A 17,396-nucleotide genomic window follows, 5' to 3' on the forward strand; every position below is an offset into this window, starting at 1 on the left:
AGTACGTGCCCTGTGTCGGCTCCGCGAGCAACCGGCGTCGGCCCGAATCATTCTGGGCGACATCGACATCACCCTTGCGCGCCGCCGGGTGCAGCGAGCAGGTGTCCTGCGCTCGCTCAGTCCCAAGGAGTTCGCGGTACTGGAACTGCTCGCCACTCGCACAGGCAGCGTGGTCTCGCGCAGCGGCATCGGCCCGGCCCTGGTCGCATGGAATCGCCGAATTGCACGGCGGCACCGCCACCATGGAATCCCGCGGCGGGCGGCGGAACCATTACCACCCACACCCTGTCGCCGCCGCCACTCGCGAACTGAGCGCCGTCACCGCCGCTCCAGCAACGTCGCCAGCACTCTGCCGACCTCACGCAGCGGCTCGGGGTCGCACATCCGCGCGTGCGCGGCGTCGACTGGGTATATGTGCACGCGGCCACTGACATACGGCTGCCAGGCTGCGGCGACCGTCTCGGGCGCGACACGGTCCGTCGTCGCCGTCAGATGATGCACATCTCCGGCGACCCGACCGGGCACGGTGCCCCGAAACATCCGCTCCAGGCTGCCGATCGTGTCGAGGAATCCGCGCAATCGTTGCTCGTTCAGCTCCGAGGGCATCGCGATCCGCGAGGCGAGCAGCTCGAGAACACCGGTGACGGTCAATGTCTCGTCCTCGACGGGCACGTCGATACCCAAGCCGTCCAGCAGTGCCGCGAGGGCGTCGTGCTCGTCGAGTTCGCGACGATCGGCGGCTATATGGGCGATCGAATCCATCAGTGCGAGAACCGCTATCTCGTCACCGGCCCGCTGCATACGTACCGCGACGGCGTGCGCGATATTCCCGCCGACCGACCAGCCGAGCAGATGGTACGGCCCGTGCGGCTGGATCCGTTTGATGATGCCGACATACGTCGACACCAGCGAATCCAGATCCGGTAGGGCGGCGGCACGTTCGCTGTAGGCGGGCGCCTGTAGGCCGTACACGGGTTGCTCCGCGTGGAGGTGCCGTACGAGCCCCGCATAGTTCCAGCTCAGCCCGGTGCCTGGCGGCAAGCAGAACAGCGGCGGCCTGGTGCCGGTCGACCGCAGCGGCAGGGCCTGCTGGAAGGGGTCCTCCGACGAGCCGGCCTCCAGCAGCGTCGCCAGTCCGGCCACCGTCGGGTGCCGGAAAACCTGCACGATCGACAGGCGGACACCGGTGGCGTCGGCCAATTCGCTCAGCAGCCGCACCGCGAGCAGCGAATGGCCGCCCAGTTCGAAGAAGTTGTCGTCGACGCCCACCTCTGGCAGGCCGAGCACTTCGGCGAAGGCATGACCGACCAGCTTCTCCCCGAGGGTGCGCGGCCGGGCACCGGGGCTGTCGGTTCCGAGCCGGGGTGCCGGGAGAGCCGTGCGGTCCAGCTTTCCGTTCGGTGTCACGGGCAGGGCGTCCAGGATGACCAGCGCCGACGGCACCATATGTTCGGGCAGTATCTCGGCGACCCTGGTGCGAACCGCGGTCACATCGATCGGCACCGCCGGGTCGGCCGGGACGAGGTAGCCGACCAGGCGCCGGACTTCTCGGGTGTCGGCGCGCAGCACCACGGCGGCCCGGCCGATCTGCGGGTGGCCGAGCAGCGCGGCTTCGACCTCACCCGATTCGATCCGGAAACCGCGGAGGGTGACCTGGTCGTCGGCCCGTCCGAAGAAGCGCAGGGTGCCGTCGGCGCGCCACGCGGCCAGGTCGCCAGCGCGGTACATCCGCTCGCCCGGCGCGCCGTAGGGGTCGGCGACGAACCGTTCGGCCGACAGCCCGGGGCGACCGAGATATCCCCTGGCGAGATTGGGTCCGGCGAGGTAGATCTCCCCCGTGGTGCCGCATGGCACCAACCGCAGTGATCCGTCCAGGACATAGACCCGGGTTCCCGGCAGTGGCGAGCCGATATGGGGGGATTCGGCGTCTTTCGGGCGGAGCGCGCCGGTACTGGTGACACAGACGGTCGCTTCGGTCGGGCCGTAGGCGTCGACCAGTCGCCGCCCTGCCGCCCAGCGGCCGATCTCGTGGCCGCCGAGTGCCTCACCCGCGGATATCACGGTCGTGAGAGACGGGACCGCGTGCGGGTCGAGCACCGCGAGCGCGGCGGGCGGCAGCGTCACGTGGGTCACGCGTTGCCGGGCGATCAGCTCGGTCAGAGCCTGTCCCGGCATGATCTGCGGGGCCGAGGCGACGATCAGGGTGGCGCCGCAGGCCAATGTCACCACCACCTCCGAGATCGCGGCGTCGAAACTGGGCGAGGCGAACTGGAGCACTCGGCTGTGCGGTGTCACCGCGAATCGTTCGGCTTGGGCGGCCACAAGTCCGGCGAGACCGCGGTGGGTCACCGCGACACCTTTGGGTCGGCCGGTGGATCCCGAGGTGTAGATGACGTAGGCGGGATGGTCGGTCCGCAGTGTGCCGTGGCGCTCCCGGTCGGCCACGTCGGCGTCATCGAGGCGGACCAGCCGCTCGATGGTACCGGGGCGATGCAGTGAAACAACCGGAATTCCATTGGATGCCAAGGCTTCCGGCACCGTGTTGGCGTCGATGACCAGGACGACCGGTTTCGCGTCGTTGAGCATGTGGGCGATCCGTTCGGCGGGATAGCCGAGGTCGACGGGAACGTAGGCGCCGCCCGCTTTCGCGACGGCGAGCAGCGCCACCACGAATTCCGGCGAACGCGGCAGTGCCAGGGCCACCAGGCTTTCGGGTCCGACCCCCTCCTCGATCAGCAGGCGCGCCAGCGTGTTGGCTCCTCGGTTCAGTTCCGCGTAGGTGAGTCGACAGTCCTCGGCATCCACCGCCACCACGTCCGGGGTGCGGGCCACCTGGGCTTCGAACAGGTCGCCGAGCGTCGATGCGGGGATTTCCGGCGCGCCCCGGTTCCATTCCGACAGGATTTGCCGCCGCTCGTCCGGGCGCAGGATGTCCATGCGGTGCGTCGGCGAATCCGGATCGGCCACGACGGTGGCGAGTACGCGGACGAAACGTGCGGCGACGGCGTCGACGGTGGCGCGGTCGAACAGGTCGACGGCGTAGGTCACGGTGCCGGCAACCCCTGTCGGCTCGCCGTCGGGGCCGTGCCCCTCGGCGAGGGTGAACGACAGGTCGAACGCGGGATTCTCACCGACGGTGAGCATTTCGATGCCGAGTCCGGGCAGGGTGAGGGCCGCCGGTGCCACGTTCTGCAGGGTGAGCATCACCTGGAACAGCGGGTGCCGGGCCAGCGAACGCGTCGGGGAGAGTTCCTCGACCACACGCTCGAACGGCACATCCTGATGACCGAATGCCCCCAGACACGCCTCGCGAACCCGGCCCAACACGGTTCTGAAGGTGGGATCACCGGAGAGGTCGGTCCGAATCACCAACGTGTTGATGAAGAAACCGACGAGGTCATCGAGTGCCTCGTCAGTTCGACCTGCCACCGGGGTGCCTATCGGAATATCGAAACCGGCACCCAGACGCGACAGCAACACCGCCACACCGGCCTGCAACACCATGAACACCGTCACCCCCTCGGACCTGGCCAGATCGACCAAACCCCGATGAAGGTCGGCATCGATCCGCAGATCCACGTGTGCGCCTCGATGACCGGCCACCGTCGGACGTGGCCGGTCGACCGGCAGTGCCAGTTCCTCGGGAGCGCCCGCCAATGTCGCACGCCAATAGGCGAGTTGTTCCGACAGCACACTGTCGGGATCGTCACTCCTACCGAGTAATTCGTGCTGCCACAGCGTGTAATCCGCGTACTGCACCGGCAACGGCACCCACCCCGGCACCTCTCCGCCAACCCTTGACGCGTAGGCGGCACCCACATCGCGGGCCAGCGGTGCCATCGACCAACCGTCGGCGGCGATGTGATGCACCACCACCAGCAACACGTGCTCGTCCGGGCCGATGCGGAACACGCACGCGCGCAACGGCAGGTCTGCGGCGAGATCGAACCGCGCGTGAGCCGCGGCCGTGATCCGCTCCCGCAACTCCGCGTCGTCGGCGATTTCGATCACCGGGAGGTCCGTGCTCACCGAATCGACCGGCAGAACCTGTTGGCAGGCAACACCATCCACCGACGGGAATATCGTCCGCAGCACTTCGTGCCGACCGACCACATCCCTGACCGCCGATGCCAACGCACCCTGATCGAGCCGACCGGTCAAACGCAGCGCCAATGGAATGTTGTATGCCGTGTTCGTCACCTCGAATTCCGACAGAAACCACAACCGCTGCTGAGCAAACGACAACGGCAACACATCAGGACGCGGACCCGCCACCAAACGCTCACGCGACGACCGGGCACCATCACCCACAACACGTGCCAACCCCGCCACCGTCGGCACATCGAACAACACCCGCAACGACAACTCCACACCCAAAACCACCCGAACCCGCGACACCAACCGCGTCGCCAACAACGAATGACCACCCAAATCAAAGAAACTCTCATCCACCCCCACACCCGAAACACCCAACACCTCACCAAACACACCACACAAAATCTCCTCCACCACCGACACCGGACCACGACCCGACACCTCGACGGCACGATCCGGAACAGGCAACGCCCTACGGTCCAACTTCCCGTTTACCGTCAACGGCAACGACTCCACGACCACCACCGCCGAGGGCACCATGTACTCCGGCAATACCCGCCGCACGTGGTCACGCAACTCCACCGGCGACGTCGGCCCAAGGTCTGCCACGGCGTAAGCGACCAGACGCTTATCCCCTGGCACATCCTCACGCACCACCACCGCAACCCGCCCCACCGACGGATGCGACAACACAGCCGACTCCACCTCACCCAACTCGACCCGAAAACCACGCACCTTCACCTGATCATCAACACGACCCAGAAACTCCAACTCCCCATCGACCCGCCACCGCACCACATCACCCGTCCGATACAACCGCTCCCCCACACCGAACGGACTCGCCACGAACCGCTCCGACGTCGAACCGGGACGACGCACATACCCACGAGCCAACTGCACGCCGGCGATGTACAGTTCGCCCGCGACGCCGACCGGCACGGGCCGGAGGTTCGCTTCCAAGACGTAGGCGCGGGTGTTCCACATCGGCCGTCCGATCGGCACGTTTCCGTCGCCGACCTCGGCTCCCGCTTCGATGATGTGGTCGACGCAGCCGACCGTGGTCTCCGTCGGCCCGTAGTGATTCACCACCGTCACGTCGGGGTGCGCGGCGCGCCACGCGCTCAACCGGGATCCCTGGACAGCTTCGCCGCCCAGAACCAGTCGGCCCGACGGGGCGACGTCACCCGGCAATGCCTCCAGGTAGGCCAGATGGCTGGGGGTGGCCTTGAGCAACGTGATGTCGGTATTCCCGACGGCGTCGGGAAGGGTCTCGTCCCAGTCGACGATGTGTACACGACCACCGCTGACCAGCGCTCCGTACAGGCCGGTGACGCCGAGGTCGAAGGCGACACTGGAATGCAGCAATGTGCTGCCCGCGGCCTCCGGATAGACCTCGCGGACTCGGGTGAGGTAGTTGACCAGTCCTGCGTGCCGAATCACCACGCCCTTCGGACGCCCAGTCGAACCCGACGTGTAGATCACATACGCGGGATGATCGGGAAGCAGAACGGCTCGGCGCTCGGCCCTGGTCAGATCCGTATCGTCCAGGTGCGCAAGTCGTTGTGTGACGGCGGGACTGTCCCAGTGCAGTTCTCGGCTCCCGTCGGAAATGCGCGCTCCGGCGGCCGTGTCGCTCGTGCTGATCACCACGGTCGCGGCGGCATCGGTCAGTGTCGCGCTGACGCGTTCGGCGGGAGAGTCGGGATCGATCGGCACATACGCGCCACCGGCCTTGAGCACCGCCACCATGGCGACCACCAGATCCGTCGACCGGGGCAAAACCAATGCGACCAACGACTCCGGGCCCACACCCCACTCCACCAACAATCGGGCCGCACGATTCGCCCGCGAATTCAGCTCCTCGTACGCGACTTCGGTGCCCTCGCACACCACTGCCACCGCATTCGGATCGCGGGCCACCTGGGCCTCGAACAACTCGGGCAGCGTGATCGACGCGATCTCGCGGGTGGTGGCATTCCAGCGGGACACGATCGTCTTCCGCTCGGCGTCGTCCAATACGTCGAGCCGGCCCACCCGAATATCCGGATCGGCGGTCAGCGACTCCAGAACCCGCACCAGACGGTCCACCAATGCCTGCGCGGTCACATGGTCGAAGAGATCCGTCGCGTACACCAACGAACCCGACAGACCTGTCACGTCGCCGGCGGGTGCGCTGCCACCCGCACTCGCATTGCCACCCGCACTCGCGTTGTCATCGGTCCGAACAGCAGCGGTGATGTTCTCGGCGAAGGTGAAGGCCAGATCGAATTTCGCCGCCACCACACCGACCCCCACCTGGGAAACCGCCACGCCCGGCAAGTTCAACGAGACCTCGCCCGTGTTCTGCAGGGTGAGCATCACCTGGAACAGCGGGTGCCGAGCCAGCGAACGCGTCGGGGAGAGTTCCTCGACCACACGCTCGAACGGCACATCCTGATGAGCGAACGCCCCCAGACTCTCCTCACGAACCCGACCCAACACCGATTTGAAGGTGGGATCACCCGACAGATCGGTCCGAATCACCAACGTATTGACGAAGAAACCGACCAGATCATCGAGCGCCTCATCGGTACGGCCCGCGACCGGAGTACCGATCGGAATATCGAAACCGGCACCCAAACGGGACAGCAACACCGCCACACCGGCCTGCAACACCATGAACACCGTCACACCCTCGGACCTCGCCAGATCGACCATCCCTCGGTGTACCTGCGCGTCGATCCGCAGATCCACTTGCGCACCGACATGACTCGCCACGGTCGGACGCGAACGGTCGGCCGGCAGCACCAGTTCCTCGGGAACACCCGCCAACGTTTCACGCCAATAGGTGAGTTGTTCCGACAGCACACTGCCGGGATCGTCGGCCTCTCCCAACAGATCCTGTTGCCACAACGTGTAGTCCGCGTACTGCACCGGCAACGGCACCCACGACGCATCCTCGTCGAGGCTCCCCGGAGTCTCACCGACAACCCTGGCCGAATACGCCACTGCCACATCACGAGCCAACGGCGCCATCGACCAACCATCCGCCGCGATGTGATGCACCACCAGAACCAGCACGTACTCGGCCGCGACGTGATCATCGTCCGCATTCGTCTGGAACAGCCACGCGCGAAGGGGCGGATCCATCGACAGGTCGAACACCACCCGAGCCGCCTCGGCGACCTTTTCGAACAGTTCGGATTCGACGATATCGACGACCGGAAGATTCATTCGCACCGAATCGACCGGCAGAACCTGTTGGCAGGCAACACCATCCACCGACGGGAATATCGTCCGCAGCACTTCGTGCCGACCGACCACATCCCTGACCGCCGATGCCAACGCACCCTGATCGAGCCGACCGGTCAAACGCAGCGCCAATGGAATGTTGTATGCCGTGTTCGTCACCTCGAATTCCGACAGAAACCACAACCGCTGCTGAGCAAACGACAACGGCAACACATCAGGACGCGGACCCGCCACCAAACGCTCACGCGACGACCGGGCACCATCACCCACAACACGTGCCAACCCCGCCACCGTCGGCACATCGAACAACACCCGCAACGACAACTCCACACCCAAAACCACCCGAACCCGCGACACCAACCGCGTCGCCAACAACGAATGACCACCCAAATCAAAGAAACTCTCATCCACCCCCACACCCGAAACACCCAACACCTCACCAAACACACCACACAGAATCTCCTCCACCACCGACACCGGACCACGACCCAACCCAGCCCGTGCACCAAACTCGGGCGCGGGCAACGCCTTCCGATCCAACTTCCCATTCACCGTCAACGGCAAATCATCGACCACCACCACCGCCGACGGCACCATGAACTGCGGCAACCGCCGCCCCACAAAAGCACTCACCACACCAGGCACCGGCGGCACCACCGGATCCGCAGCCACCACATACGCCACCAAACGCTTATCCCCCAGAACATCCTCACGCACCACCACCACACCCCGACCCACCAACGGATGCGACAACACCACCGACTCCACCTCACCCGGCTCCACCCGAAAACCACGCACCTTCACCTGATCATCAACCCGACCCCCGAACTCCAACACCCCATCACCACGCCACCGCACCACATCACCCGTCCGATACAACCGCTCCCCCACACCGAACGGACTCGCCACAAAACACCCCGCCGTCACACCCCCACCACCCACATAACCCCGAGCCAAACCACCACCCGACACATACAACTCACCCCACACCCCCACAACCACCGGCACCAACAAACCATCCAACACAAAAACACCCGTCCCCGACACCGGCACACCCACCGGCACCGAACCACCCACATCCCCCACACCCACCCGACCCATCACCGAAAACACCGTGTTCTCCGTCGGCCCATACCCATTCACCAAAACCACACCCGGCAACCGATCCAACACCACCCCACACCGCACACCAGACACCACATCCCCACCCACCACCAACACCCGCAACCCACCCAAAACACTCACATCCACATCCACCACCTCATGAAACAACCCCGCCGACAACCACAACACCGACACCCCACACCCCGACAAAAACCCACCCAACTCCCCCACACCCAACGGCCCCACCGGACCCACCGCCACACACGCCCCCACCACCAACCCACCCCACACCTCGAACGTCGCCGCATCGAACGACACCGACGCCACATGACCCACCACATCACCCACACCAACACCCACAAAACCACCACCCACCACCAAACGCACCACACCCCGATGCGACACCACCACACCCTTCGCCCGACCCGACGAACCCGACGTAAAAATCACATACGCCGCCTGATCAACCAACAACAAACCACCACGCTCCGCCGACGTCAGATTCGCATCACCCAACTCCGCGAGCCGCCCCACCGACGACCCCAACGACAACACCGACACCCCCACCGGAACCTCCGGCACGACCCCATCCCCCACGACCACAACCCCCACACCCGCATCACCCAACATCAACCCCACACGCTCGACCGGATACTCTGGATCGATCGGCACATACGCCCCACCCGCCTTGAGTACCGCCAACATGGCGACCACGAAATCCACCGACCGAGGCAACAACAGACCGACCCGACCCTCCGGCCCCACACCCCACGACACCAACAACCGCGCCAAACGATTCGCCCGCGAATTCAACTCCCCATAACTCAGCACCACCCCCTCGGCCACCACCGCCCTCGCACCCGGATCACGCACCACCTGCGCCTCGAACAACTCCGACAACGTCATCTCGACTTCACCGGCAGCGGCCGCGCTCGCGTTCCACTGCGACAGGATCATCTCCCGTTCGACCTCGTCCATCACACCTACCCGCCCCACCCGAACATCCGGATCGGCCACCACGCACCGCAGCACCCGCACCAGGCGCGCCACCAAGGCTTCCGCGGTCGCATGATCGAACATGTCTACCGCGCACACCAACGAGCCCGACAAACCTCTCCCACCAGTTCCACTACCGACGGGACCAGCACCCGGCGAGCACGAGCCCATCTCTGCGCTGTCCGGTCGTGCGTCTTCAGCAGCCCCCGCGAGCGCATTCGCGGTGCCGCCCTTACCGGCAAGGGCAATAGCACTACTCACGCTCACTTCACTACCCGCATCAGGACTCGCACTGGCAGCAATCTCTTCGGCGAAGGTGAAGGCCAGATCGAATTTCGCGGCGACCTCGTCTATTTCCAGACCGGAAACCGTCACACCCGGCAACTCCAACGAGACCTCGCCCGTATTCTGCACAGCCAGCATCACCTGGAACAGCGGGTGCCGGGCCAGCGAACGCGTCGGGGAGAGTTCCTCGACCACACGCTCGAACGGCACATCCTGATGCCCCAACGCCCCCAGACTCGCCTCACGAACCCGACCCAACACGGCCCTGAACGTGGGATCACCCGACAGATCAGTCCGAATCACCAACGTGTTCACAAAGAAACCGACCAGATCATCGAGCGCCTCGTCCGTACGACCCGCCACCGCGGTACCGATCGGAATATCGAAACCCGCCCCCAAACGAGACAGCAACACCGCCACACCCGCCTGCAACACCATGAACACCGTCACACCCTCGGACCTCGCCAGATCAACCAAACCCCGATGAAGAGCGGCATCAACCCGCAGATCCACCTGCGCGCCAACATGACTCGCCACAGCCGGACGAGAACGATCAACCGGCAGCACCAGTTCCTCGGGAGCACCCGCCAACGTTTCACGCCAATAGGTGAGTTGTTCCGACAGCACACTCTCGGGATCGCTGCTCGTACCGAGTAATTCGTGCTGCCACAACGTGTAATCCGCGTACTGCACCGGCAACGGATCCCATCCAGGCTCCTTACCGTCTACCCGGGCCGCGTACGCCACAGCCACATCACGAGCCAACGGCGCCATCGACCAACCATCCGCAGCAATGTGATGCACCACCAGAACCAACACATGATCCTGCGCCCCCACCCGGAACAGCCACGCACGCAACGGCAAATCGACCGACAGATCGAACACCACCCGAGCTGACTCAGCGACTTTTTCGACCAGTTCGGATTCGACCACATCAACGACCGGCAAATCCATGCTCACAGACTCGACCACCAGAATCCGTTGGCTGGCAACACCATCCACCGACGGGAACACCGTCCGCAGCACCTCGTGCCGACCGACCACATCCCGGATCGCCCACGCCAAGGCATCACGATTCAGGGTGCCGGTCAACCTCAACACCAAGGGAATGTTGTAGACGGTGTTCGCCGCCTCGAACTCTGACAAAAACCACAACCGCTGCTGAGCAAACGACAACGGCACAATCTCCGGACGCGGCCCCGCCACCAAACGCACCCTCGACGAACCACTCACCTCCCCCAACCGACCTGCCAACCCCGCCACCGTCGGCACATCGAACAACACCCGCAACGACAACTCCACACCCAAAACCACCCGAACCCGCGACACCAACCGCGTCGCCAACAACGAATGACCACCCAAATCAAAGAAACTCTCATCCACCCCCACACCCGAAACACCCAACACCTCACCAAACACACCACACAAAATCTCCTCCACCACCGACACCGGACCACGACCCGACACCTCGACGGCACGATCCGGAACAGGCAACGCCCTACGGTCCAACTTCCCGTTTACCGTCAACGGCAACGACTCCACGACCACCACCGCCGAAGGCACCATGTATCGCGGCAACCGCTGCGCCACAAAGGCACTCACCGCGACGGGTGCCAGCGATACCACCGGGTCGACCGGCACCACATACGCCACCAAGCGCTTGTCGCCCGGCACATCCTCACGCATCACCACCGCAGCCCGGCCCACCCGCTCGTGACTTTCCAGCGCTGCCCGTACCTCGTCCGGTTCGATGCGGAACCCACGAATCTTGACCTGGTCGTCGGCTCGCCCCATGTACATCAGCGCGCCGTCGGCACGCCAGCGCACCACATCGCCTGTGCGGTACATCCGTTGGCCCGATCCGAACGGGCTCGCTACGAATCGCTCTGCGGTCAGCGCGCGCTGGTTCACGTAGCCGCGAGCGAGTTGTCGACCCGCCAGGTACAGCTCTCCCGGCACGCCGACGGGTACCGGGTGCAGATTCGAGTCCAGGATGAAGGCCCGCGTATTCCACACCGGATGCCCGATCGGCACTGCGGCACGACCATCTCCGGTGCGGTCGACCGGCCAGGAGGTGACGGCCACCGATGCTTCGGTCGGTCCGTAGAGATTGTGCAGCGGTACATCGAGTGTCGCGGTGAATCGGTCGATCAACTCCGCGGAGAGCGCTTCCCCCGCGCAGAGTACCGCGCGGAGCGAGTCGCCGATTAGGGGCTGGGCGGAGTCGAGGAAGATCTGGAGCATAGACGGCACGAACTGGCAGACGGTCACTCGTTCCCGGATGATGAGTTCGGCCAGGTACTCGGCATCGCGGTGACCACCCGGCTGGGCGACGACCAGCGCCGCGCCGTGCAACAGCGGCCAGAACAGTTCCCAGACCGAGACATCGAATCCGAACGGCGTCTTGTACAGCACCCGATCGGTTTCGCGCAGCCCGAATTGCGACTGCATCCACGACAATTGGTTGACGAGCCCCTGCTGGGTGACGGTCACTCCCTTCGGTATGCCCGTCGAACCCGAGGTGTAGAGCACGTAGGCCGGATGTTGCGGCAGCAGCCGGGTGACCCGATCGGCATCGGTCACCGGGCGGCCGTCCATGGCCGCGAGCGATGCCTGTGTTCGCGGGTCGTCCACGACGATCCAGGTCGTCGGCGATGCGGCGGTAGCGTCGTCCTCGGCGGACTCGCTCAGGTAGTGCTTCAGTGCCCGCTGTGTGGTGAGAACGGTCGTGGGCCGCGCGTCTGCGAGAATTCGGGTGGTCCGGCCTGCCGGGAGTTCGGTGTCCAACGGCAGATAGCCCACACCGGCTTCGAGGACGGCCAGCAGCGCGACGACCTGTTCCACAGAGCGGTCCATCATGACGCCCGTCAGCGATTCCGGTGCGGCTCCCGCGGCGATGATCAACACGGCCAGATCGCTTGCTGCGCGCGCGATCTGCGCGTAGGTGAGCTCGGTGGTCTCGCTCACGACGGCGACCGCGTCCGGAGTTCGCGCCACCTGTGCCGCGAAGAGATCGGGCAGGGTCGTGGCCGTGACCTCGTGATCGGTGGCGTTCCACCGGGTGAGGACCGTCGCGCGTTCGGTCCCGTCGAGGACGTCGAGGCGGTCCAGGGTCGTGCTCTCGTCGGTTTCGAGGAGGGTCACCATATTTTCGGCCGCCCGGCGCATCATCGAACACACCTGTGCCGGGGAGATCGGTGACATCGTCTGAGCGGAGAGGGTGAGGTCGGTGCCGCTGTCGTCCACCATCAGCGACACCGGGTAGTTGGTGCGTTCCTCGGCGTCGAGCACCTCGATGCCCTTGAGCGTGACCGCGGCCGTCTCCGAATCATCGCTGGTGTGGCGATAATTGATGATCGAGGTGAACAGCGGCGTGGTCGCGGGAACGCCGCTGGCCTGCTGTGCCAGCACCAGGGGCGCGTGTTCGTGGCGCATCAGATCCGCGAGTTGCCGCTGGGTCAGCCGGATCGCGTCGGCGACGCCGACCTCGCGCGTGCGGATACGCATCGGCAGGGTATTGATGAACAGGCCGGGCACCCGCTCTCCGCTCGCGGCCGATCCCATGCGCCCGAACACCACGGTGCCGAACACCACGTCGTCGCGTCCGGAGGTAGCGGCGACGACGCGCGCCCACGCGGTGTGCAGCAGGGTGGCGACACCGACGCCGAGTCGACGGGCTTGGGCACGTAGCCGATTCGTGAGTTGCGGTCCGAGAGGCAGCCGCGCCTCGGCAACGGTCGCACCGTCACCGTGTATATCGAGCAGACCGAAAGGTGCTGTCGGGTCGGTGACGTCACCGAGGAGTTCGGTGAAGTACTGCTCGTGGGCCTCGCGCGAGACGGTCAGTCGCGCCCGTGCCACGAAGTCTCGGAAGGGTAGTGGCTGCGGCAGGTGTTCGGCGTCGCCCTCGAGGTAGGCGCGCACTTCGCCCAGCAGGACTTCCAGCGAGGTGTGGTCCTGAACGAGGTGATGCACCTGCACGAGGGCGAGATGCCGCCCGCCGACGGGTTCCGCTGTCGCGTAGACCCGTAGCAGCGGGGCATGCGTGATATCCATCGGCTCGTCGGCGGTGGCCATCAGGTGTGCGCGTAGTCGCTGCTCGTCGTGACCGATGATCGGTGTCACGTACTCCACGGGAACCGAGACGTCCGCCAGCACGACCTGGACCGGTTCTCGTAGCCCTTCCCACTGCACCGCGGTGCGCAGGATCTCGTGCCGGTCGACCACACATTGCAGCGCGTGCAGGAACGCGTCGAGGCTGGCGCGCGAGTCGATGCCGAGCATGGTCGGAATGACGTAGAGGTCGCGTTCGCCTGCGCCGTCGCGCATCAGGTGGTGGAAGAGGATTCCTTCCTGCAAGGGCGCGAGGGGATAGATGTCGATGATATTCGGGGCCCCGCCGTGGACCCGGCGGGTGATGAGGTCGATCTCGTCGACGTTCAGTTCGGTGAGCGGCACCATATCCGCGGTGATGATCTCGGTCCGCTCGGGCCGGTTTCGGGGGATCCGCACGTCGACGGTATCGACACCGACGGATAGTCCTGCCGGGGTGGGTGATCCGAACACAGACCGAGCGTCGACCACGATCCCGCGTTCACCCAATTTCCTGATGAGAGTCAACGCCAGGAGCGAGTGGCCGCCGAATTCGAAGAAGTTGTCGTCGAGGGTGATACGAGGCACCGCGAGTACCTCGGCGAATACCTCGCACAGAATTTTCTCCTGCGCGGTCACGGGCTCGCGACCGTTACCCACCCGCACACCGAAATCGGGTGCAGGTAACGCCTTTCGATCCAACTTCCCGTTCACCGTCAACGGCAACTCATCGACCACCACCACCGCCGACGGCACCATAAACCCCGGCAACCGCCGCCCCACAAACCCACTCACCCCACCAGGCACCGGCGGCACCACCGGATCCGCAGCCACCACATACGCCACCAAACGCTTATCCCCCAGAACATCCTCACGCACCACCACCACACCCCGACCCACCAACGGATGCGACAACACCACCGACTCCACCTCACCCGGCTCCACCCGAAAACCACGCACCTTCACCTGATCATCAACCCGACCCCCGAACTCCAACACCCCATCACCACGCCACCGCACCACATCACCCGTCCGATACAACCGCTCCCCCACACCGAACGGACTCGCCACAAAACACCCCGCCGTCACACCCCCACCACCCACATAACCCCGAGCCAAACCACCACCCGACACATACAACTCACCCCACACCCCCACAACCACCGGCACCAACAAACCATCCAACACAAAAACACCCGTCCCCGACACCGGCACACCCACCGGCACCGAACCACCCACATCCCCCACACCCACCCGACCCATCACCGAAAACACCGTGTTCTCCGTCGGCCCATACCCATTCACCAAAACCACACCCGGCAACCGATCCAACACCACCCCACACCGCACACCAGACACCACATCCCCACCCACCACCAACACCCGCAACCCACCCAAAACACTCACATCCACATCCACCACCTCATGAAACAACCCCGCCGACAACCACAACACCGACACCCCACACCCCGACAAAAACCCACCCAACTCCCCCACACCCAACGGCCCCACCGGACCCACCGCCACACACGCCCCCACCACCAACCCACCCCACACCTCGAACGTCGCCGCATCGAACGACACCGACGCCACATGACCCACCACATCACCCACACCAACACCCACAAAACCACCACCCACCACCAAACGCACCACACCCCGATGCGACACCACCACACCCTTCGCCCGACCCGACGAACCCGACGTAAAAATCACATACGCCGCCTGATCAACCAACAACAAACCACGCTCGAACCGCGATAGATCCGAATCATCCAGAGCGGCAATCTCATCCACCACCACACGGCTATCCAGACGCAGTTCCCGACTCCCCCTGGGCACCCGCGCTCCCGCAGGCATCTCGCCCACACCGATCACCACGATCACCCCGGCATCGGCCAACATTCCCGTGACACGATCGGCGGGATACTCCGGATCCACCGGCACATACGCCCCACCCGCCTTCAACACCGCCAACATGGCCACCACGAAATCCACCGACCGAGGCAACAACAAACCGACCCGGCCCTCCCGACCCACACCCCACGACACCAACAACCGCGCCAAACGATTCGCCCGCGAATTCAACTCCCCATAACTCAGCACCACCCCCTCGGCCACCACCGCCCTCGCACCCGGATCACGCACCACCTGCGCCTCGAACAACTCCGACAACGTCACCGATCCGAAATCGGCAGTGGCCCTTGCGTTCCACTCCGACAAAACCAACGAACGCTCGTCTTCGTCCATCACGCCGACCCGACCCACCCGAATATCCGGATCGGCGACCAACGAACCCAGAACTCGCGCCAAACGGACCGCCAATGTCTCCGCGGTCACCGCGTCGAACAAATCCGTCGCGTACACCAACGAACCCGACATGCCCGCCGCACCGCTGCTGTCGGCGAAGGTGAAGGCCAGATCGAATTTCGCCGCCACCACACCGACCCCCACCTGGGAAACCGCCACACCCGGCAAGTTCAACGAGACCTCGCCCGTGTTCTGCAGGGTGAGCATCACCTGGAACAGCGGGTGCCGAGCCAGCGAACGCGTCGGGGAGAGTTCCTCGACCACACGCTCGAACGGCACATCCTGATGAGCGAACGCCCCCAGACTCTCCTCACGAACCCGACCCAACACCGATTTGAAGGTGGGATCACCCGACAGATCGGTCCGAATCACCAACGTATTGACGAAGAAACCGACCAGATCATCGAGCGCCTCATCGGTACGGCCCGCGACCGGAGTACCGATCGGAATATCGAAACCGGCACCCAAACGGGACAGCAACACCGCCACACCGGCCTGCAACACCATGAACACCGTCACACCCTCGGACCTCGCCAGATCGACCATCCCTCGGTGTACCTGCGCGTCGATCCGCAGATCCACTTGCGCACCGACATGACTCGCCACGGTCGGACGCGAACGGTCGGCCGGCAGCACCAGTTCCTCGGGAACACCCGCCAACGTTTCACGCCAATAGGTGAGTTGTTCCGACAGCACACTGCCGGGATCGTCGGCCTCTCCCAACAGATCCTGTTGCCACAACGTGTAGTCCGCGTACTGCACCGGCAACGGATCCCATCCGGGCACCTTCCCGTCGACCCGGGCCGCGTACGCGACGGCCACATCACGAGCCAACGGCACCATCGACCAACCATCCGCGGCGATGTGATGCACCACCACCAGCAACACGTGCTCGCCGACACCCACCTCGAACAACCACGCACGCAACGGCAGATCCACCGACAGGTCGAACACGACCCGAGCCGCCTGCGCGATCGCGCCTGCCAGCTCCCCCTCCGCGGCACGCACCACCGGCAGCTCCACCGTCACCGATTCCACCGGCAGAATCTCTTGGTGGGCAACACCATCCGCCGACGGAAACACGGTCCGCAACACCTCGTGGCGGCCCGCCACATCACTCAACGCCACCGCTAGGGCATCACGGTCGAGCGTGCCGGTCATCCGCAACGCCAGCGGAATGTTGTAGAGGGAATTCGCGCCCTCCAACTCCGCCAGAAGCCACAACCGTCGCTGAGCAAAGGACAAGGGAATCACGGGAGAGCTCTCTCACTACAGGTTCGAAG

The 17,396-nt window shown here is 64.9% G+C and carries 1 protein-coding gene; it reads right to left on the bottom strand.

What is annotated here, in order from left to right:
- Positions 1–318 precede the first annotated feature (318 nt).
- Complete coding sequence (locus tag OG225_RS21510) at positions 319–17,358, bottom strand: amino acid adenylation domain-containing protein (protein ID WP_405176986.1); 17,040 nt, start codon at positions 17,356–17,358, stop codon at positions 319–321.
- Positions 17,359–17,396: the final 38 nt, after the last annotated feature.

Origin of the sequence: Nocardia sp. NBC_01377 (assembly GCF_045040005.1) — a bacterium.
Lineage (GTDB): Bacteria > Actinomycetota > Actinomycetes > Mycobacteriales > Mycobacteriaceae > Nocardia > Nocardia noduli.